We start from the raw sequence: 16,323 nt of genomic DNA on the forward strand, positions 1-16,323 counted from the left end.
CAGCTATCTTAACGAATTACCTGATCAACGACCTTGCCGTCTGCCGACATCATCGTCATCGCCAGCGGCATCTGCCCGAACGCGTGCGTTGAGCAACTGAGGCATGGGTCAAAAGTGCGGATCACAGCTTCGACCCGGTTCAGAGCGCCGGGGGTGAACTTGCCGTCTTTCACGTAGCACCTGGCAGCCTGCAGAACGCCTTTATTCATGGCGTTGTTGTTGTGTCCGGTAGCCACCACGAGGTTAGCCCACGTGATTAGGCCATTTTCGTCCACCTTGTAGTGATGGTTGAGCGTTCCGCGCGGTGCCTCGATCTGTCCAGCACCTTCCAGACGATTAACGCCGGCGGTCGCGCGCACATGCGTGTCAAGAATCTGCGTATCAGCAAGGATGTGCTCGATCTTCTCGATGCCATGGAGCACCTCGACAAGTCGCGCGTGATGGTAGAAGAAGGAGCTTTCTACGGGACCTGCCGCTAGCTGCTTGAATTCCTTCAGCTCCTGATCGGCCAGTGGCGTGCCCATCGATTTCACGATGTTGAGTCGTGCAAGCGGACCCACTCGGTAACTGCCTTCGGGATAGCCCAGCGGCTTGTAGTAGACAAACTTGGTATAGCTGTAGTTCTCTACCGCTTCGCCGATCACCTCGGTGAAATGCTGTGCCGTGATCCCGTCTTCGATGATGTCGCCTTTCGGTCCGATTAACCGCAGAGCGCCGTCATTGATTTCAAAGCTCTCGTCTTCGTTCATGAGGCCGAGGTAATTCGACGGGAAGTTGGCAAATACGGAGATCTCCTGCTGGAAGCGGTCGGCAATCTGTTTATAGGCCGCCAATGCCAGGCCCACGTTAGCGTATGCCTCTGGCAGCATGGCCAGCATCTCATCGCGCTTTGCCGCACTTAGGGGTTCGGTCACTCCGCCGGGTACAACCCATCCGGTATGGATGCGTTTTGTGCCCAGCAGTTCGATAACGTGTTGTCCAAAGCGGCGCAGCCCGATTCCGGCGCGTCCCAGTTCAGGCCTCGCCGCCGCAACGCCAAAAATGTGACGCTGCGCAGGATCGGATTCCATGCCCAGCAAAAGGTCTGGTGATGAGAGATGGAAGAAGCTCAGCGCATGCGACTGCACCATCTGCGCCAGGTTCAGGATGCGCCGAAGCTGCGCGGCAGTGTGCGGAATCCGCACCGACATGATTGCCTCGCAAGCCTTCGCCGATGCCAGCAAGTGCGAGACGGGGCAGATGCCGCAGATACGCGCGGTCAGTGCCGGCATCTCGTAGAATGGCCGGCCTTGAGAAAATTTCTCGAAGCCACGCACCTGCGTGACATGAAACTGTGCATTCTCTACTTCGCCTTGATCGTTCAGATAGATCGTGATCTTGCCGTGACCTTCAAGGCGGGTAACGGGGTCGATCGTGATGGTTTGCGTCATAACTCGAACTCCTTTGGGGATCAGGCTCCAAAGCGGGTGAGGGCCGGAATGTCCAGCGGCTCTCCGGTGATGAGCGCGGTCAGCGCTGTGTGAAATGTGTCTGCGGAAGGCGGGCAGCCGGGAAGATAGACGTCGACCTTCACGAATTCGTGTATGGGGCGCACAACCTTCAGAAGCTCGGGAACCACGACGCAAGGAATTTGCGCCTGTATCGTCGCATTCTCAAAGTAAGCACGATCGAGAATCGCTTCACGTCCGATGGGATTGCGCATTGCAGGTACGTTGCCCGTTATGGCACAGTCCCCGATCGCGATCAGCATCTTGGAGTGCGCACGGATCTTCTTGATCTTCTTCTCGTCGTCAACCGAAGCGACCGCTCCCTCTACAAGTGCGATGTCCACGCTGTCGGGAAAATCCTTGGCGTCCACGATTGGGCTGTAGACCACGTCAACAAGCTCCGCCAGTTCCAGCAGCCGCTCATCCATGTCCAGGAACGACATGTGGCATCCGGAACACCCGTCAAGCCATACTGTTGCTAGTTTCAGTTTGCTCATTGCGCTTCCCTCATTTGGTTCAGGTAAGGCAGAAAATCCGGATACTTGGGGTGATCGGAGCCGATCTTGGCCTTGTCGAACAATGCTCCGGTGGGGCATACCTGCACGCATTTACCGCAGCGCGTGCAACTCGACTTTCCCCAGTCCTCATGCAGATCGGTGATGACGATGGAGTTAATACCGCGGCCCATAACATCCCAAACGTGTGCGCCTTCAACCTCGGCGCATACGCGCACGCAGCGCGTGCATAGGATGCAGCGATTGTGATCGACTGTGAAACGTTCGTGCGATGCATCGACCGTCAGTTCAGGGTTGCGATAAGGCAGGCGCACATGCGTCAGGCCCTGGTTTTGCGCCATGGTCTGCAACTCGCAGTGACCGTTTGAAACGCAAACCGAACAAACATGGTTGCGCTCCGCGAAGAGCAACTCCAGAATGTTGCAGCGATGTTTCCGCAGCCGCTCAGTATTGGTGCTGACTTCCATGCCTTCAAATACGGTGGTCACGCAGGCCGGAAACAGCTTGTTATTGCCTTTCACTTCCACCACACACAAGCGGCAGGCTCCCACATCGCTCAGTCCATCGAGATGGCAGAGAGTCGGAATGTAGATCTCGTTTTCAAGTGCAACTTCGAGGATGGTCTGGCCAGAGCGTGCACTGACTTCCTGTCCGTCGATTTGCAGTGTTTTTACGCCAACGCTTTCGCTCATGCCAAAACCTCCGCCGGAGCATTAACCTTCTCTACGGCTCCAGCAATATTGCACACGCCTGCCGGACAGCGCTTGTGCACGATGTGTTCGATGTATTCATTCTTGAAGTAACGCAGCGTGCTCAGCACCGGGTTGGGAGCCGTCTGTCCCAGTCCGCAAAGACTGGTCTCTTTAACGGTGGCGCAAAGTTCGACCAGCAGTTCAAGATCGGCTAGGGTTCCGTGACCTTCGCAGATGCGCGTAAGCAGTGTGTGCATCTGGGCTGTGCCGGCGCGGCATGGAATGCACTTCCCGCAAGACTCGGTCATGCAGAACTCGATAAAGAAGCGAGCGACATTGACCATACAGGACGTATCGTCCATCACGATCATTCCACCCGAACCCATGATGGAACCGACCGCAACCAGCGCGTCATAGCTGACGCCGATATCCAGCATCTCCGCCGGCAGACAACCTCCGGAAGGACCGCCGGTCTGCACCGCCTTGAAGGTGTGTCCATCCGGTACGCCGCCGCCAATCACTTCAATGATCTCGCGGAGCGTAATGCCCATCGGCACTTCGACAAGGCCTGTGTTGGTGATCTTACCGGTTAGTGCGAAAACCTTTGTGCCTTTGCTTCGCGCGGATCCCATGCTCGCGAACCACTTACCGCCCTTGCGGATAATGGGCGCTATATTGGCGAAGGTTTCCACGTTGTTGATTAGTGTGGGTCTGCCCCATAGTCCGCTGACTGCGGGATAGGGCGGCCTTGGTTTGGGTGTACCGCGTTTGCCTTCAATTGATGCGATCAGCGCGGTCTCTTCGCCGCAGACAAATGCTCCGGCGCCAAGACGAATCTCCACGTCAAAGTTGAAGGATGTGTTGCCGATGTTGTTGCCCAGCAAACCACGCCGCCGCGCATCACGCAGCGCATTGGTCAGGCGTGCAACTGCAAGCGGATACTCTGCGCGTACGTATATGTAACCTTTGCTGGCGCCCACCGCGTAAGCCGCGATGGCCATGCCTTCAATCACGCGCTGCGGATCGCTTTCCAGAACGCTGCGATCCATGAATGCACCGGGATCGCCCTCGTCGCCATTGCATATCACGTACTTCATATCGCCGGATGCCTTGGCAACTGTGCCCCACTTCAGGCCCGTCGGATATCCGCCGCCGCCGCGTCCGCGCAGACCGCTTGCCGTGATCTGGTGGATCACGCCATTCGGGGTCATGTCGTTTACTGCGGTCAAAAGAGCCCTGTATCCATCGCGGGCTATGTAGTCGTCAATCTTCTCCGGATCGATCTGGCCAGAATTCTCCAAAACCACGTGCACCTGCTGATCGAAGTGCTCGCGAAGATCGCATTGCAAGCTGGCGATAGGCGCTCCACCGAGACTGCCGATAACCGCTTCGGCATTCTCCGCCTTGACGTGCTGGTAAAGTGTTTCTTCGGGGTCAACGAGAACCAGCGGGCCGGCTGCGCAAAGTCCCATGCAACCCGTGCGGCGCACCATAGCGCGCTTTCCAGAGTCAGTGACTGCCTGGGTAAGGGCGTCTCTCAATTTGTCTGAGTGCTGACTCAGGCAGCCCGTTCCCATGCAAACGTTGATCTCATGGTCGAACTTTGCGTTCTCGGTGCGAACCGATTCGGCGATTTGATCCAGTTCTTCAATGGTCATTCGACGGCCCACCTTTCCAGCTGTGCCAGCATCTCTTCGCCGGACATCTGGCCCTGCAATTCGCCGTCAGTCAGCACCACCGGCGCGCGTCCACAGGCGCCAACGCAACGTGCGGTCATGAGGCTGATATTCCCGTCCTTGGTCGTCTGGCCTTGTGGGATTCCAAGCCGCTTTTCAGCGGAAGCCACCAGTTTGTCAGTGCCCTTGATATAGCAGGCAGTGCCAGTGCAAATCGTCATGGTGTGTTTGCCCGGCGGTTTCAAGCTGAAGTAGTGATAGAAAGTCACCACTCCATAGGCCTGGCTCAGCGGCACACGCAGCGATTTAGCGACGAATCGAATCGCATCGTCGTCGAGGTATCCAAAGGCAGATTGAACGGTGTGAAGTGTCTCGATAAGAGCGTGACGGGCAAACCCATTCTTGCGCATGGTGCCGTTCACGATCTTCCAACGTTTGTCGTCGCTAGGCAGCGGCGGTGGTGTGAATGCGGGCACGATCCCTCCAGACGTTGAGGGCGAAGCACTTACTCTGCTACGCTCCGCTCTCTGTCTGGCCTTGTTTTACCCCCGGAAGCATACGACTGACGGTGACCACGGTCACTCCGTTCCTAAGTTGTTTCATAAGCCGGAACAGAGCCCCTGAAAGGGCCGCGAAAGAGGAATTTGGCGGGGAATATTTGGACTCAGCCTAAAGCTGGAAGTCGATCGGAAATGCCGAAGAGAAATACCAATCCGATGACACAGCTATACACCGCGCCGGTCCACGCAATCACGTGATACAGCCGGGAATGATGGCCTCCCGCGTTGAATGCTCCGCCTATGGATGCGGTCATCAATGCATTCATGGCAACCAGGCCGAAGGCGAATGCCGCTAGTCCCATCATCCCGCGCGACGCCCCGCCAAGATTTGCTGTCAGGAAAAACAGAGCCAACTGGCTGGGTGTCTCAGCTCCCACACCGTGCAGAACCCCAATCAGGAAAACGGATTTTCCGGTATACATCCACTGAAACCGCTCCGGCCTTGGCGCCTCACGATTCCAGATCCGCCGCACCCGCCATGCCATCCACAGCACTCCATTGATGGCGATTGCCAGGCGACTTTCGATGCGGCTATGGCGATGCCCGTGAGCGTCCTTACGCAGAATGCCCGCCACCACTCCGATGCCCAGCACAATCAACGTGAGCCCGATCAGCCGCTCCGTCCAGTGGTCCAACCCCTGTGGCAGCCCCATGTGCAACTGCAGAACCATAATGCCGAGGGCGACTACGGTGAAGGCATGACCGAGAGCATAGGTCATCCCCAGCCTCAGTCCGCTGCGCCAATTCTTTTGTACGGCTGTAATGTCAGAAATCGCGGCCAGATGGTCATAATCGAAACCATGACGAAGCCCCAGCACCAGGCAGGAGCCGAGAGCCGCCATCAGTTTCCAGTCGCTCCAGATCGGTGTCACAGGTGCTCAGTATAGAGCAGGATCGGGACACATTGCGCGTTCATTCGTCACGCCATTCCAGCAACCTGATTGCGCCAGCGGAATGCCGAAATCACGTAAGACGCCGAGTTTGTACCCGCCTAACTGCCCGGAGTCAGCTGGAGCTGGTAGTCCGTGTAGTCAATCTTGACCACCGTCTGGCCGAGCAATGAGCTGCCAGAAACCGCCTGGGCATGTGTTGCCATCGGCAAGCCGCTCATCTTGTCATATTGACGGACCACCTCGGCGGCGCTAGCCAGGAAGAATGCGCTCTTCGACGCCGTACCTTTCAGCTGCACAATCGCATAGTCCTGCGCATCAACCCAGAGCTTTCCTTTAAACAAATACTGGCTGTTGTGCTTCGGCGTAATATCCAGCACCAGGCAATCACGCCCGTTGAATTGCTCGTGCGTGTTGGCTTCCAACTTCATGTCATAGTTGGAGCTGTTGATCAGCGCGGTGCTGACATTGCCGGGCTGGCTCATGCGCTTTTCATTGTCCAGCAGAGTCCCCAGCACTTCGTTGCGCCAGACGGCCCCTCCGCTCTGGGATAGAACCTCGTAGCTTTTACCCGTCTCTTTGCGATAGGTCGTCTTTACCACCATATCGGCGGCTTGGTGCGTTTCATCCTTGCCGCGATAGACAGCATAGTGCTCTGTGACGGTGTAACCGGCTAATCGGTCGATTCGATTTCTTACTGAGCTGTCCACGCCGCGCACCACGGCCGCTGCGTCAGGCTGCTCTTGTGCGATTACATGACACGATGCCAAGAACAGAATCGTTGAGACACATCCGGCGATGTCTCGCCACCGCTTCTTCATGATGGAATTCTTTCATTTGAAATTAGATAGTTTGAACTACCGCGAGTTCGATCCCGCGGAATTCTATCTCTAAGACGGATAGAATCGAGTTTCTACTCAAACAAAACGAGCACCCAGACATCAATATCTGGGTGCTCGCGGTCTTTCGCAACACGATAGATTTAGCGGGATGCCGCTTCCGCACGCGCACCGCGAACTGCGGCAAGAAATGCGTGGGCAGCTGGCGGAGGAGGAACCGCACCATTCAAGACGGAGCGGAATGTGACATCGGCGCCGTAAACCGTCTTCATGGAATCATCGTCAGGACGAACACTCGCACCATTCAGTGTGAGGCCTGCAAATGCACCCTTGGCGCGGGAGTAGGTCAGAATTTCAGCATTCATCTTCCAGTCGGTGTCAGCGGAAGCGTGACGTCCTACCGGGCCGGCCGCTGCAGAGGCATCTGCGCCCAACTGAAACTTGCTGGCGAGCAGGTGCTTCATGCCTTCATCGTTCTGGATGATCATGACCAGGTCCACGCCCTCGACGCCGATCTGCAATCCCCAGCTGCCGCCGGTTATAGCGAAGAACGCCGGAGCGCTCCAGCCGTGCTCAGTACGGCAGGTGGCGACACCACGCCCGCCCTGTGCGCCAAACACAAAACCGCCCTTGATCATGTGCGGCACGACGGCAACGCACTTCGCGTGATCCATAACTTCTTCCGGAATTCCCTTGTCAGGGGCTGCCATCACTTCGTGCAGAACGGCTGCCGCCTTATCGAGCCGCTCCGTAGTATCATGCTTATCCTGTTCGGCCGTGCAGGTCATTGCCGTCGCCAGGCTCACCGCTGCGAGAGTCACCATAATCTTCTTCATAATCATTCACCTTTCAGGTTTTACCGGCAGGTCTCTTATGCTGATGGCCCGCGGAGAGTAGTGGGGGAGGGAATTAATCTTTTTGCCTTCTTTGCGCCGCGCAAAGAAGCGGATCGGTGTTTATCCCACCTATCCGCTAACTAGTTTGAGCCGACAAGGAGCGATTTGGTTGCCCTATAAGACATTCCAGCTAAGCGATAGCGAACTTTATGCCGCTCTCTAATTTGGACTTGGGCTATTCTCGTAGCAAAGGGGCACAAAAAGTGACGTCCTCGATTTCGTCCACGCCCGATCCTCGTGTAGCGTTTGAGCGGGTAGGCGTCCGGGTGAGTGGAGTTGTTCAGGGCGTCGGCTTTCGTCCTTTCGTTTATCGCCTCGCCAGCGAAGAAACTCTCTCGGGCCTTATCGGCAACGATACCGACGGCGTCACCATCGAGCTGGAGGGAACTCCAGCTCATATTGAAGCCTTCCTTACTCGCCTCACCTCCGAAACCCCGCCCCTGGCGCGCATCGATTCCGTAATCACCAGAAAGATCGCTCCCAACGGTGAAAGTGGCTTCCGCATCGTGGCTAGCGAAGTCCTGGGCCGCGTCAGCACGGGCATCCCCGCCGATGCCGCAACCTGCCCCGACTGTCTTTGCGAGTTGCTCGATCCGCAAGATCGCCGCTATCGCTATCCATTTCTGAATTGCACCAACTGCGGCCCGCGCTTCACCATTACTCGCCGCATCCCCTACGATCGTCCGCAGACCTCGATGGCCAGGTTTCCCATGTGCCCCGCGTGTCAGGCCGAATATGACGATCCCTTCAAGCGACGATTCCATGCGCAACCCAACGCCTGCGCGCGCTGCGGCCCGCACGTTTGGCTCGAATCTCCTGATGGCGTGCCAATTAAGAGCCCCGACCCTGTCGCCGAAACCATCGAGCGAATACTGCGTGGTGAAGTCATGGCCGTGAAAGGCATCGGCGGCTTCCACCTCAGCGTTGACGCCACCAGCCCACAAGCCGTCAACCTGCTGCGCCAGCGCAAGCACCGGTACGGCAAGCCCCTGGCTATCATGGTCCGAGACATTGCGGCGGCCCATGCTCTCTGCGATCTCACTTCGGAAGAAGAGGCTCTGCTGCTGACTCCTGCTCGGCCCATTGTGCTGGCTCGTGCTTGCCCCAATAACGGGATTGCGCCCGACGTTGCGCCCGGCATCCCCTGGCTCGGCGTCTTCCTGCCCTACGCGCCTTTGCAGCATCTTCTCTTCGCAGACTCGCGCGTCAAAGCGCTGGTTATGACTTCCGCCAATCTCAGCGAAGAGCCCATCGCGATCGACAACGATGAAGCGAGATCTCGCCTCATGGCGATTGCCGATGCGTTCCTCATGCACGATCGCGAAATCCTTCAGCGCTGCGATGATTCGGTCGCCGCCCTCGTCGACGGTGCTCCGCAGTTCGTCCGTCGCGCCCGTGGTTATGTTCCGCTTGCCGTACCGCTTCCATTCGAGGCTCCGCCGCTTCTTGCCGTTGGAGGCCATCTAAAAAATGTTTTCGCATTGGCCCGCGGCAAATTCGCCTACCAGAGCCAGCATCTAGGCGACCTCGAAAGTCCGATCGGTCTCGAATTCTTCGAGGAGTCCTTGCGCCACCTCATGCACACCTTCGAAATCGAACCGCAGACCGTAGCACACGATCTTCACCCCGGCTATCTCTCCACGAGTTGGGCAAAACAATTTGCCGCTGACCACCGACTGCGTCTCACCGGCGTGCAGCATCATCACGCTCACATTGCAGCATGCATGGCCGAGCACGCTCTGAATGGCCCTGTCATAGGTCTCTCGCTCGATGGCACTGGCTACGGTACAGATGGCCGCATCTGGGGAGGGGAAGTGCTGCTCTGCAGCCTCGACCGTTTCGAGCGCTTCGCCCATCTCGATTACGTCTGTATGCCGGGCGGCGAAGCGGCCATTCGCGAGCCATGGCGTATGGCCTTCAGTCATCTCATAGCTGCCGGATTCTCAGAGGACCAGGCAAGAGATCTTGTTGGTGCTACTAAGCAGGAAGCCCGCGTGATGCTGCGCATGATCGAAGGTGAAATCAACGCTCCGCTCACATCCAGTCTTGGCCGCCTCTTCGATGCTGTTGCAGCAGTGATTCTTAACCGCCGCAAAGTAGATTACGACGCCCAGGCAGCAATAGAACTTGAAGGCGCAGCTATTGATTTCTCCAACGAACTCCGCACCCCAACTCAATACGACATTGAATGGTTTGGAGGTGACTGGAGTAAGCACGAGCCCTCGCGAATCAGCGCAACCCCACTGTGGCGCGCCATCGTTGCCGACATCCTGGAGGGTGTCGCCCGTCCCGAGATAGCAGCGCGCTTTCATGCCGCAATTGCAAGGGGCTTTATCCAGGCAGCAGCTCACGCCAACGCTGCTACAGGACTGCGCCAGGTTGCACTGTCCGGCGGTTGCATGCATAACCGCAGACTAGCGAGCCTACTGCGTTCAGGCCTGGAGGCCCAGGGACTTGAAGTCTTCCAGCATCGCAAGGTAAGCCCCGGCGACGGCGGACTCAGTTACGGTCAATCGGCGGTTGCCGCCGCCATCCTGTACAGTGAAACTATTCCCTGACCCCATCCGAGGATTGAAAGATGAAGATTCGCGGAATTGCCTGGGCTACACTTCTCGCCTTTGCCGGAATTCTGAGTGCCGGCGTTTCTCTTTACGGTCTGTACGCGACGATCCGCATCGATCTGCGCCAGGACACGGCGCTCAGTTTCCTCTACTGCGCTTTACCAGTTCTCTGTTTTCCAGTTTTTCTGCTCGTTCGTCCGGCCAGCCGCTCTGCCTTCGTGCTTTCGCTCATGGCACTTAGCTATTTAGGCGCATACTCAGCACTTAACTGGCGGACTTGCTCAGAGCTAGGCTACTGCGAAGGCGTCACCGCAACCGTGATGCAGACGTTGAGCACGAATGTCGTTCTAGCTTTTTTCGCCGTGGTCATTCTCATGCTCATCGCACAGCTTGTGGACGACCGCTCATCGATCTGGTCCCACGGCAGGTAGTTATCCCGAGATCCGCACCAGTTGCTCCGCCTCGATCTTCGGCCCAAGGATCGAGATGCGCGGAATGCGCCCCCGTACCATCGCTACTTCGTCGCAGCGATGCAGCCGCGGACAATTCTGGCAGTCCTTGAATATCTTGTCCGGCAACTCCGTCTTGTCTTCCACGGGACGAAATCCGTACTTGAAGAAGAAGTCCGGAATGCGCGTAAACAAGCAAACGGACTGAATGCCGTGCTCCTCGGCCTCTTCAATCAGAGCGCCAAGAATCCGGCCGCCGGCGCCCTGTCCCTTGGCCTCGGGCTTCACCACGATCGAGCGCACCTCGCACAGGTGAGGTCCGTAAAAATGCAGAGCGCCGCAACCCAGGAACACTCCGCCGTCTGACTCCGAAACCGTAAAGTCACGTACGTTTTCGCAGATCTCGGCAAACGAGCGCTTCAGCAGCGTGCCATCGCCCGAAAGCGAATTTACCAAGTCGTAAATATTTGTCGCATCTTTTAAGAGCGCCTTACGCACCAGCATGAATCACCTCCGGTGCGCTCGCTTTCTTCAGAGCAGCTACGCGTTCTGCCGATTCTGTCAACGCGGTCTTCACACGATTCGTCGCCGTTCCGCCCACCACATCGTGACAATCCAGCGTTGCCTGCAAGGTCACAGCTTGATAGAAGTCCTCGCTGAATTCGGGGCCAAACTGGCGCAGTTCATCCAGGCTCAACTCGCCCAACTCCACCTTCTTCTCCAGCGCGTAGCGAACCGCGTTACCGATCTTCTCGTGTGCGGTGCGGAAGGGAACTCCTTTGTGCACCAGGTAGGTCGCCCCCGCCATCGCATTGAGATAGCCGGTTTGCGCTGCTTCCCGCATGCGTTCGAAGTTGAAGTGCAGGGCAGTCGTGAATCGCGCAACCAGCGTCAGCATGGGGGCGACAAATTCAACTTGAAATGCCGGTTCCTGCGTCTCCTGCATGTCTTTGTTGTAGGCCAGTGGCAATCCCTTCAATTGCAGGGTAACCGCTTCTGCCGATCCATGAATGCGCCCAACCTTGGCTCGAATCAATTCAGTCAAATCCGGATTCTTCTTCTGCGGCATGGCGCTCGACCCGGTTGAAAACGCCTCAGGCAACGCCACAAATCCAAACTCTGCCGTAGCAAACAGCGTGATCTCCTCGGCGAACCGGCTCAAATGTAAACCCACAAATGTAAGCGCCTGCAAGTACTCAAGAATGAAATCCCGATCGCTCGTGGAATCCATTGAATTGCTTGTAGGAGCAGTAAATGCAAGCTCCTTTGCCGCGATCGTCCGATCCAGCTTCAGGGTTGCTCCAGCCACCGCTCCCGAGCCCAGCGGACAATAATTCAACCGTGCAGCGCAATCCTGCAATCGCTTCGCATCGCGCAGAATCATCTCAACATAAGCCAGCATCCAGTGGGCAACCAGCACCGGCTCCGCGCGCTGCAGGTGCGTATAACTCGGCATCACGGCATCGTCAGCGTTGCGAGCTTTATCCAGCAGCGCTTCAGCCCACATCGCCAGTGCTTCCACAATCAACTCGATCTGCCCGCGAACATACAGCCGCAGATCTGTCGCAATCTGTTCGTTCCGGGATCGCCCGGTATGCAGCTTCAGTCCCAAGGATCCGATGCGTTCGACAAGAGACAACTCAACAAAATGATGAATGTCTTCCGCAACCGGATGGTTGCGCACCAGCGCCTTTCCTTCGTCTGAGTCAAACTCCGCCGCAATGTGATCCAGCGCAGTACGCAACCGTTCCAATTCAACCGGAGTGAGGACCGCAGCCGCCGCCAACGCAGACGCATGTGCCTTGCTGGCTGCTACTTCCTGCGCGAGAAGCCGCCAGTCAAAGACAATCGAGCGTTGCCACTGCTCAAACTCCTTATCCAGCGGCTCGCGAAAGCGCCCCGACCACATCTTCCCGGATTGTTCTTCGTTCGACATTGCTTAAGCGTCCTTCACTATTTCTTTTCCTTACCGCCGCTCAACTGGGGCATCTCCGTGCCTTTATTCAAAGTAAGGAGACCGGCTTCGGCATACGTGAGGAGCTTTGCCCGTGTATCCGTAATATCCAGATTGCGCATCGTCAGTTGGCCGATACGATCGCGCGGAGAAAAAACAGAATCAGTTTTCTCCATGCTCAAGCGCTCGGGGTGGAAAGTGAGATTCGGCGATTCGGTGTTGAGGATCGAATAGTCGTTCCCACGGCGCAGTTCAAGCGTCACCTCGCCGCTGACGGGTTTTGCCACCCAGCGCTGAGCCGATTCGCGCAGCATGATGGCCTGAGGATCGAACCACCGGCCCTGATAGAGCAGTCTGCCAAGTTTGCGGCCATTCTCGCGATACTGCTCGATCGTGTCCTCATTATGGATACCGGTAATCAGACGCTCGTATGCGATGTACAACAACGCCAGCCCTGGAGCCTCGTAGATGCCGCGGCTCTTGGCCTCGATGATGCGATTCTCAATCTGATCCGACATGCCCAAGCCGTGCCGGCCGCCAATCAGGTTTGCTTCGAGCAGCAGCGCGACAGGGTCATCGAACCGCGCTCCGTTAAGTGCCACCGGAAATCCTTCTTCGAAGCGGACCGTAACCTCTTCGCGACGAATCTCGACGTCGTCCCGCCAGGAGGCTGTCCCCATGATCGGAACAACAATCCGGATCGATGAGGAAAGATGTTCCAGGTCCTTCGCTTCGTGGGTAGCTCCCAAAATATTGGAGTCGGTGGAGTAAGCCTTCTCGGCTGACATTTTGTAAGCGAAGCCGGAGCGCTGCATGAACTCCGACATTTCGGTGCGACCGCCCAACTCGTCGATGAAAGCCGCGTCGAGCCACGGCTTGTAAACCTGCAGTTCAGGGTTGGCCAATAAACCGTAACGATAGAAGCGCTCGATGTCGTTGCCCTTGAAAGTAGAGCCGTCCCCCCAGATGTTGACGTCGTCTTCCTTCATAGCAGTCACCAGCATGGTGCCCGTGACCGCGCGTCCGATAGGAGTGGTGTTGAAGTAGGTAACGCCTGCGGTGCTGATATGGAAAGCGCCTGCCTGCAGCGCTGCAATTCCTTCGCGGACCAGCGGACCGCGGCAGTCTATTAAACGAGCCTTTGCGGCACCGTATTCAAGAGCGGCGCGAGGAATGGCATCGTAGTCCACCTCGTCTGGCTGGCCAAGATTAGCGGTATAGGCATATGGAATGGCACCCTTCTGCTTCATCCAGTGCAAAGCAGCGGAGGTGTCGAGCCCGCCGGAGAATGCAATTCCAACCTTCTGGCCGATGGGCAATGATTCGAGAATTACAGACATGCTTGCAAAACCTCATAAACAGGGAACAGTGAGCAGTGGACAGTGATCATTTTGTCCGTGCTCCAATCGCTGCTGACGCTAGACTTAAAACTCGTTCTTCGAAAAGCTGACTTGGAACAGCAACGCATTTGTACGTCTCTGCGTTGACCCCTGTTCGCTGCGCACTGGTCACTGCCCACTGAACTTCTCCACATTCGCCAGACCACCCAGCAACAACAGCAGCAGCGCTTTCTGTGCATGCATGCGATTCTCGGCCTGGTCGAACACGATCGACTGCGGCCCATCAAGCACCGCGTCGGTCACCTCGGCATTGCGGCGTGCAGGCAGACAATGCATGAATACTCCGTTCGGAGCCGCCTTCGACATGAGTGCTTCGTTCACCTGGAATGGCCTGAATATCGGAGCGCGTTTGGTCGACTCGTGCTCCATGCCCATGCTCACGCATACGTCGGTGTATATCGCCTCCGCATTTTCAGCCGCGGCCTGCGGGTCTTGCGTCAGCTTGATCTCGCAGCCATTCGCCTCTGCGATCTCGCGTGCCTTGGTCACGATCTCAATGTCAGGCGAGTATCCGCGAGGTGTCGCCACGGTAACATTCGCTCCCAGCTGCGCACCTGTCAGCATCAGCGAGTGGCAAACATTATTCCCATCGCCGACATACGTAAAGTTCAATCCAGCCGACGATCCAAAGTGCTCTTCAAGCGTCATGAAATCCGCCAGCGCTTGGCAGGGATGTTCGAAATCCGACAGCGCATTAATCACCGGTACGCGTGAATTCGCGGCCATTTCCGTTATCGTGTCATGCGCATACGTGCGCAACACAATGACGTCCACCCAGCGCTCCACATTGCGCGCTACATCTGCCAGAGCCTCGCGTTCGCCGAGAGGAGAACTCGTCTGATCGACAAAAATCGCATTGCCGCCCATGGTGTTGATGCCGGTTTCGAACGCCAGTCGCGTGCGCAGGCTCGCCTTCTCGAACATCAGCACCATCTGCTTCGCATCCAGCGCGTGCCGATATTCACGCGGATTCAACTTCACGTCGTGACCAAGCTTCACAATCGCGCGAACCTCACCGCTGGTCAGGTCGGCGATCGAGCACAAATCTTCGCCCGCCAACCTTGCCGCCGCGGCCAGAATGTCTTGGTCTTTCTGCACGGGAACTGCCGGCGCCCGGCGCTCCATGGTTGCTCTGCTAGCCACGGTTGTTTCCTCCTGCGGTCTGATTTGCCGCACTCAATGCCGCGGCTTTCTCTGTAAATATCTCGTCGAGCGCCTTGATAGCCTCGTCGACGTGTTTGCGCTCCAGAATGAACGGCGGCAGGAATCGCAACACGGTATCACTCGTGCAGTTGATCAGGATGTGGCGCTTCAGCATCTCGGCCACGGTGAGCTTTGCTAAGTCCGCCGAATCCAACTCCGCCGCCAGCATGAGTCCTTTGCCGCGAACATCCTTAATGCAATCGTGTTTCTTTGCCATCCCTCGCAGCTGCGCCTGGAAGTAATCGCCCACCTCTGTCGTGTTTTTCAGCAGCCCTTCATTCTCGATAGCATCGATCACGGCGATCGCCACGGCGCACGCCAACGGTCCGCCGCCAAACGTCGTTCCATGCATGCCTGCATGAATCGCGCGCGCAGCTTCTTCCGTGCACAAAATCGCACCCAGCGGAATACCACCCGCAATAGGCTTTGCCAGTGTCGTTACATCCGGCTTGATGCCGAAGTGTTGGTATGCGCACCATTTTCCAGTGCGACCCATGCCAGCCTGAATCTCATCCACAATCAGCAACGCGCCCGTGGAATCCGCAAGCTTCCGGGCCTCCGCAAAAAACTCCTGCGTCAACGGCCGAATTCCACCCTCGCCTTGAATCGCCTCTACGAGAATCGCGCATACTTCATTCGAAAATTTGGCGCGAAGGTCCGCCACATAGTTGAACTTCACAAACTCTACCCCCGGCACGCCCGGCGCAAATGGCTCGCGGTACTTCGCCTTGTACGTAGTCGACATCGACCCGTAGGTGCGACCGTGAAAGCTCTGCTCCAGCGCCAGGAACTTTGTCCCGATCTGCTTGCCTTCGCTCCGCAGCAATCCCGCATGAGCACGGGCCAGTTTTAACGCGCCCTCCCACGCCTCGGTGCCGGTGTTCGAAAAGAACACTCGATCCATCCCCGTGCGCTCCGTCAGCCGCATCGCCAGTTCTGCCTGACCCTCGTGATAGAAGAGGTTCGACGTGTGAATCAGCGCGCGACTCTGGTTCACGATGGCTCGCTCAATCGCTGGATGCCCATAGCCCAACGCATTCACGCCGATGCCACTCAGCAGGTCAAGATACTTTGCGCCACCCTCATCGATCAGGTGCACACCCTCTCCGCGAACAAAGAGAATTGGATTCCGTTCGTAGGTTTGCAGCAGTAGCTTCGACTCTGCTGCGCGGATTTGATCCAGTTTCGTCACGTCGATCTC

At 57.1% G+C, this 16,323-nt stretch carries 15 protein-coding genes; 2 read left to right on the plus strand and 13 right to left on the minus strand.

The genetic code is table 11. From position 1 onward, the window contains the following. Nucleotides 1-8: 8 nt before the first annotated feature. The 8 genes from P8935_RS14890 to P8935_RS14925 all read right to left on the minus strand — a co-directional run bounded on the left by P8935_RS14890 (nucleotide 9) and on the right by P8935_RS14925 (nucleotide 7,495). Nucleotides 9-1,430, minus strand: a complete 1,422-nt coding sequence (locus tag P8935_RS14890) for a Ni/Fe hydrogenase subunit alpha (RefSeq protein WP_348261087.1) — start codon at nucleotides 1,428-1,430, stop codon at nucleotides 9-11. Nucleotides 1,431-1,450: 20 nt separating this feature from the next. After that, nucleotides 1,451-1,984 (minus strand): oxidoreductase, encoded by a 534-nt coding sequence (locus tag P8935_RS14895; protein ID WP_348261088.1) that lies wholly within the window; start codon nucleotides 1,982-1,984, stop codon nucleotides 1,451-1,453. Further along, a complete protein-coding gene (gene hoxU, locus P8935_RS14900) occupies nucleotides 1,981-2,694 on the minus strand; it encodes a bidirectional hydrogenase complex protein HoxU (RefSeq protein ID WP_348261089.1) in 714 nt (237 codons plus the stop codon). The genes P8935_RS14895 and hoxU overlap by 4 nt, the downstream gene beginning before the upstream one ends. Then, on the minus strand, nucleotides 2,691-4,352 hold the full coding sequence (locus tag P8935_RS14905; protein WP_348261090.1) for a NuoF family protein: 1,662 nt from the start codon (nucleotides 4,350-4,352) through the stop codon (nucleotides 2,691-2,693). The genes hoxU and P8935_RS14905 overlap by 4 nt, the downstream gene beginning before the upstream one ends. Beyond that, on the minus strand, nucleotides 4,349-4,846 hold the full coding sequence (locus P8935_RS14910; protein ID WP_348261091.1) for an NAD(P)H-dependent oxidoreductase subunit E: 498 nt from the start codon (nucleotides 4,844-4,846) through the stop codon (nucleotides 4,349-4,351). The genes P8935_RS14905 and P8935_RS14910 overlap by 4 nt, the downstream gene beginning before the upstream one ends. Before the next feature lie 188 nt (nucleotides 4,847-5,034). Continuing rightward, nucleotides 5,035-5,802, minus strand: a complete 768-nt coding sequence (locus tag P8935_RS14915; RefSeq protein ID WP_348261092.1) for a hypothetical protein — start codon at nucleotides 5,800-5,802, stop codon at nucleotides 5,035-5,037. 119 nt (nucleotides 5,803-5,921) lie between these two features. Further along, entirely contained in the window at nucleotides 5,922-6,641 is a 720-nt protein-coding gene (locus P8935_RS14920; protein ID WP_348261093.1) for a hypothetical protein, read from the minus strand. Between the two features lie 161 nt (nucleotides 6,642-6,802). Then, nucleotides 6,803-7,495, minus strand: coding sequence for a lipid-binding SYLF domain-containing protein (locus tag P8935_RS14925; RefSeq protein WP_348261094.1), 693 nt, complete (start codon nucleotides 7,493-7,495; stop codon nucleotides 6,803-6,805). 263 nt (nucleotides 7,496-7,758) lie between these two features. Here P8935_RS14925 and hypF point away from each other — a divergent pair, with 263 nt between their 5' ends. Next, a complete protein-coding gene (hypF, locus tag P8935_RS14930) occupies nucleotides 7,759-10,113 on the plus strand; it encodes a carbamoyltransferase HypF (RefSeq protein WP_348261095.1) in 2,355 nt (784 codons plus the stop codon). A 20-nt stretch (nucleotides 10,114-10,133) separates the two neighbouring features. After that, on the plus strand, nucleotides 10,134-10,547 hold the full coding sequence (locus tag P8935_RS14935; RefSeq protein WP_348261096.1) for a hypothetical protein: 414 nt from the start codon (nucleotides 10,134-10,136) through the stop codon (nucleotides 10,545-10,547). Here the strand turns inward: P8935_RS14935 and P8935_RS14940 are convergent, their stop codons facing one another. The 5 genes from P8935_RS14940 to P8935_RS14960 all read right to left on the minus strand — a co-directional run bounded on the left by P8935_RS14940 (nucleotide 10,548) and on the right by P8935_RS14960 (nucleotide 16,314). Continuing rightward, nucleotides 10,548-11,069 carry a GNAT family N-acetyltransferase gene (locus P8935_RS14940; protein WP_348261097.1) on the minus strand — a complete coding sequence of 174 codons (522 nt, stop codon included), beginning with the start codon at nucleotides 11,067-11,069 and terminating at the stop codon, nucleotides 10,548-10,550. Continuing rightward, the gene (gene argH, locus P8935_RS14945; RefSeq protein ID WP_348261098.1) at nucleotides 11,056-12,501 is read right to left on the minus strand and encodes an argininosuccinate lyase; all 1,446 of its coding nucleotides are present in this window, start codon (nucleotides 12,499-12,501) and stop codon (nucleotides 11,056-11,058) included. The genes P8935_RS14940 and argH overlap by 14 nt, the downstream gene beginning before the upstream one ends. 17 nt (nucleotides 12,502-12,518) lie before the next feature. Continuing rightward, on the minus strand, nucleotides 12,519-13,859 hold the full coding sequence (gene argG, locus P8935_RS14950; RefSeq protein ID WP_348261099.1) for an argininosuccinate synthase: 1,341 nt from the start codon (nucleotides 13,857-13,859) through the stop codon (nucleotides 12,519-12,521). Between the two features lie 168 nt (nucleotides 13,860-14,027). Continuing rightward, complete coding sequence (gene argF / locus P8935_RS14955) at nucleotides 14,028-15,044, minus strand: ornithine carbamoyltransferase (RefSeq protein ID WP_348265338.1); 1,017 nt, start codon at nucleotides 15,042-15,044, stop codon at nucleotides 14,028-14,030. Nucleotides 15,045-15,054: 10 nt separating this feature from the next. Beyond that, a complete protein-coding gene (locus tag P8935_RS14960; protein WP_348261100.1) occupies nucleotides 15,055-16,314 on the minus strand; it encodes an aspartate aminotransferase family protein in 1,260 nt (419 codons plus the stop codon). Nucleotides 16,315-16,323: the final 9 nt, after the last annotated feature.

The organism is Telmatobacter sp. DSM 110680 (assembly GCF_039994875.1).
Lineage (GTDB): Bacteria > Acidobacteriota > Terriglobia > Terriglobales > Acidobacteriaceae > Telmatobacter.

Bases quoted from the DNA above. Each gene is read 5' to 3' on its own strand.
- P8935_RS14890 (WP_348261087.1), bottom strand. From the start codon at position 1,430: ATGACGCAAACCATCACGATCGACCCCGTTACCCGCCTTGAAGGTCAC.
- P8935_RS14895 (WP_348261088.1), bottom strand. From the start codon at position 1,984: ATGAGCAAACTGAAACTAGCAACAGTATGGCTTGACGGGTGTTCCGGA.
- hoxU (WP_348261089.1), bottom strand. From the start codon at position 2,694: ATGAGCGAAAGCGTTGGCGTAAAAACACTGCAAATCGACGGACAGGAA.
- P8935_RS14905 (WP_348261090.1), bottom strand. From the start codon at position 4,352: ATGACCATTGAAGAACTGGATCAAATCGCCGAATCGGTTCGCACCGAG.
- P8935_RS14920 (WP_348261093.1), bottom strand. From the start codon at position 6,641: ATGAAGAAGCGGTGGCGAGACATCGCCGGATGTGTCTCAACGATTCTG.
- P8935_RS14925 (WP_348261094.1), bottom strand. From the start codon at position 7,495: ATGAAGAAGATTATGGTGACTCTCGCAGCGGTGAGCCTGGCGACGGCA.
- P8935_RS14935 (WP_348261096.1), top strand. From the start codon at position 10,134: ATGAAGATTCGCGGAATTGCCTGGGCTACACTTCTCGCCTTTGCCGGA.
- P8935_RS14940 (WP_348261097.1), bottom strand. From the start codon at position 11,069: ATGCTGGTGCGTAAGGCGCTCTTAAAAGATGCGACAAATATTTACGAC.
- argH (WP_348261098.1), bottom strand. From the start codon at position 12,501: ATGTCGAACGAAGAACAATCCGGGAAGATGTGGTCGGGGCGCTTTCGC.
- argG (WP_348261099.1), bottom strand. From the start codon at position 13,859: ATGTCTGTAATTCTCGAATCATTGCCCATCGGCCAGAAGGTTGGAATT.
- argF (WP_348265338.1), bottom strand. From the start codon at position 15,044: ATGGAGCGCCGGGCGCCGGCAGTTCCCGTGCAGAAAGACCAAGACATT.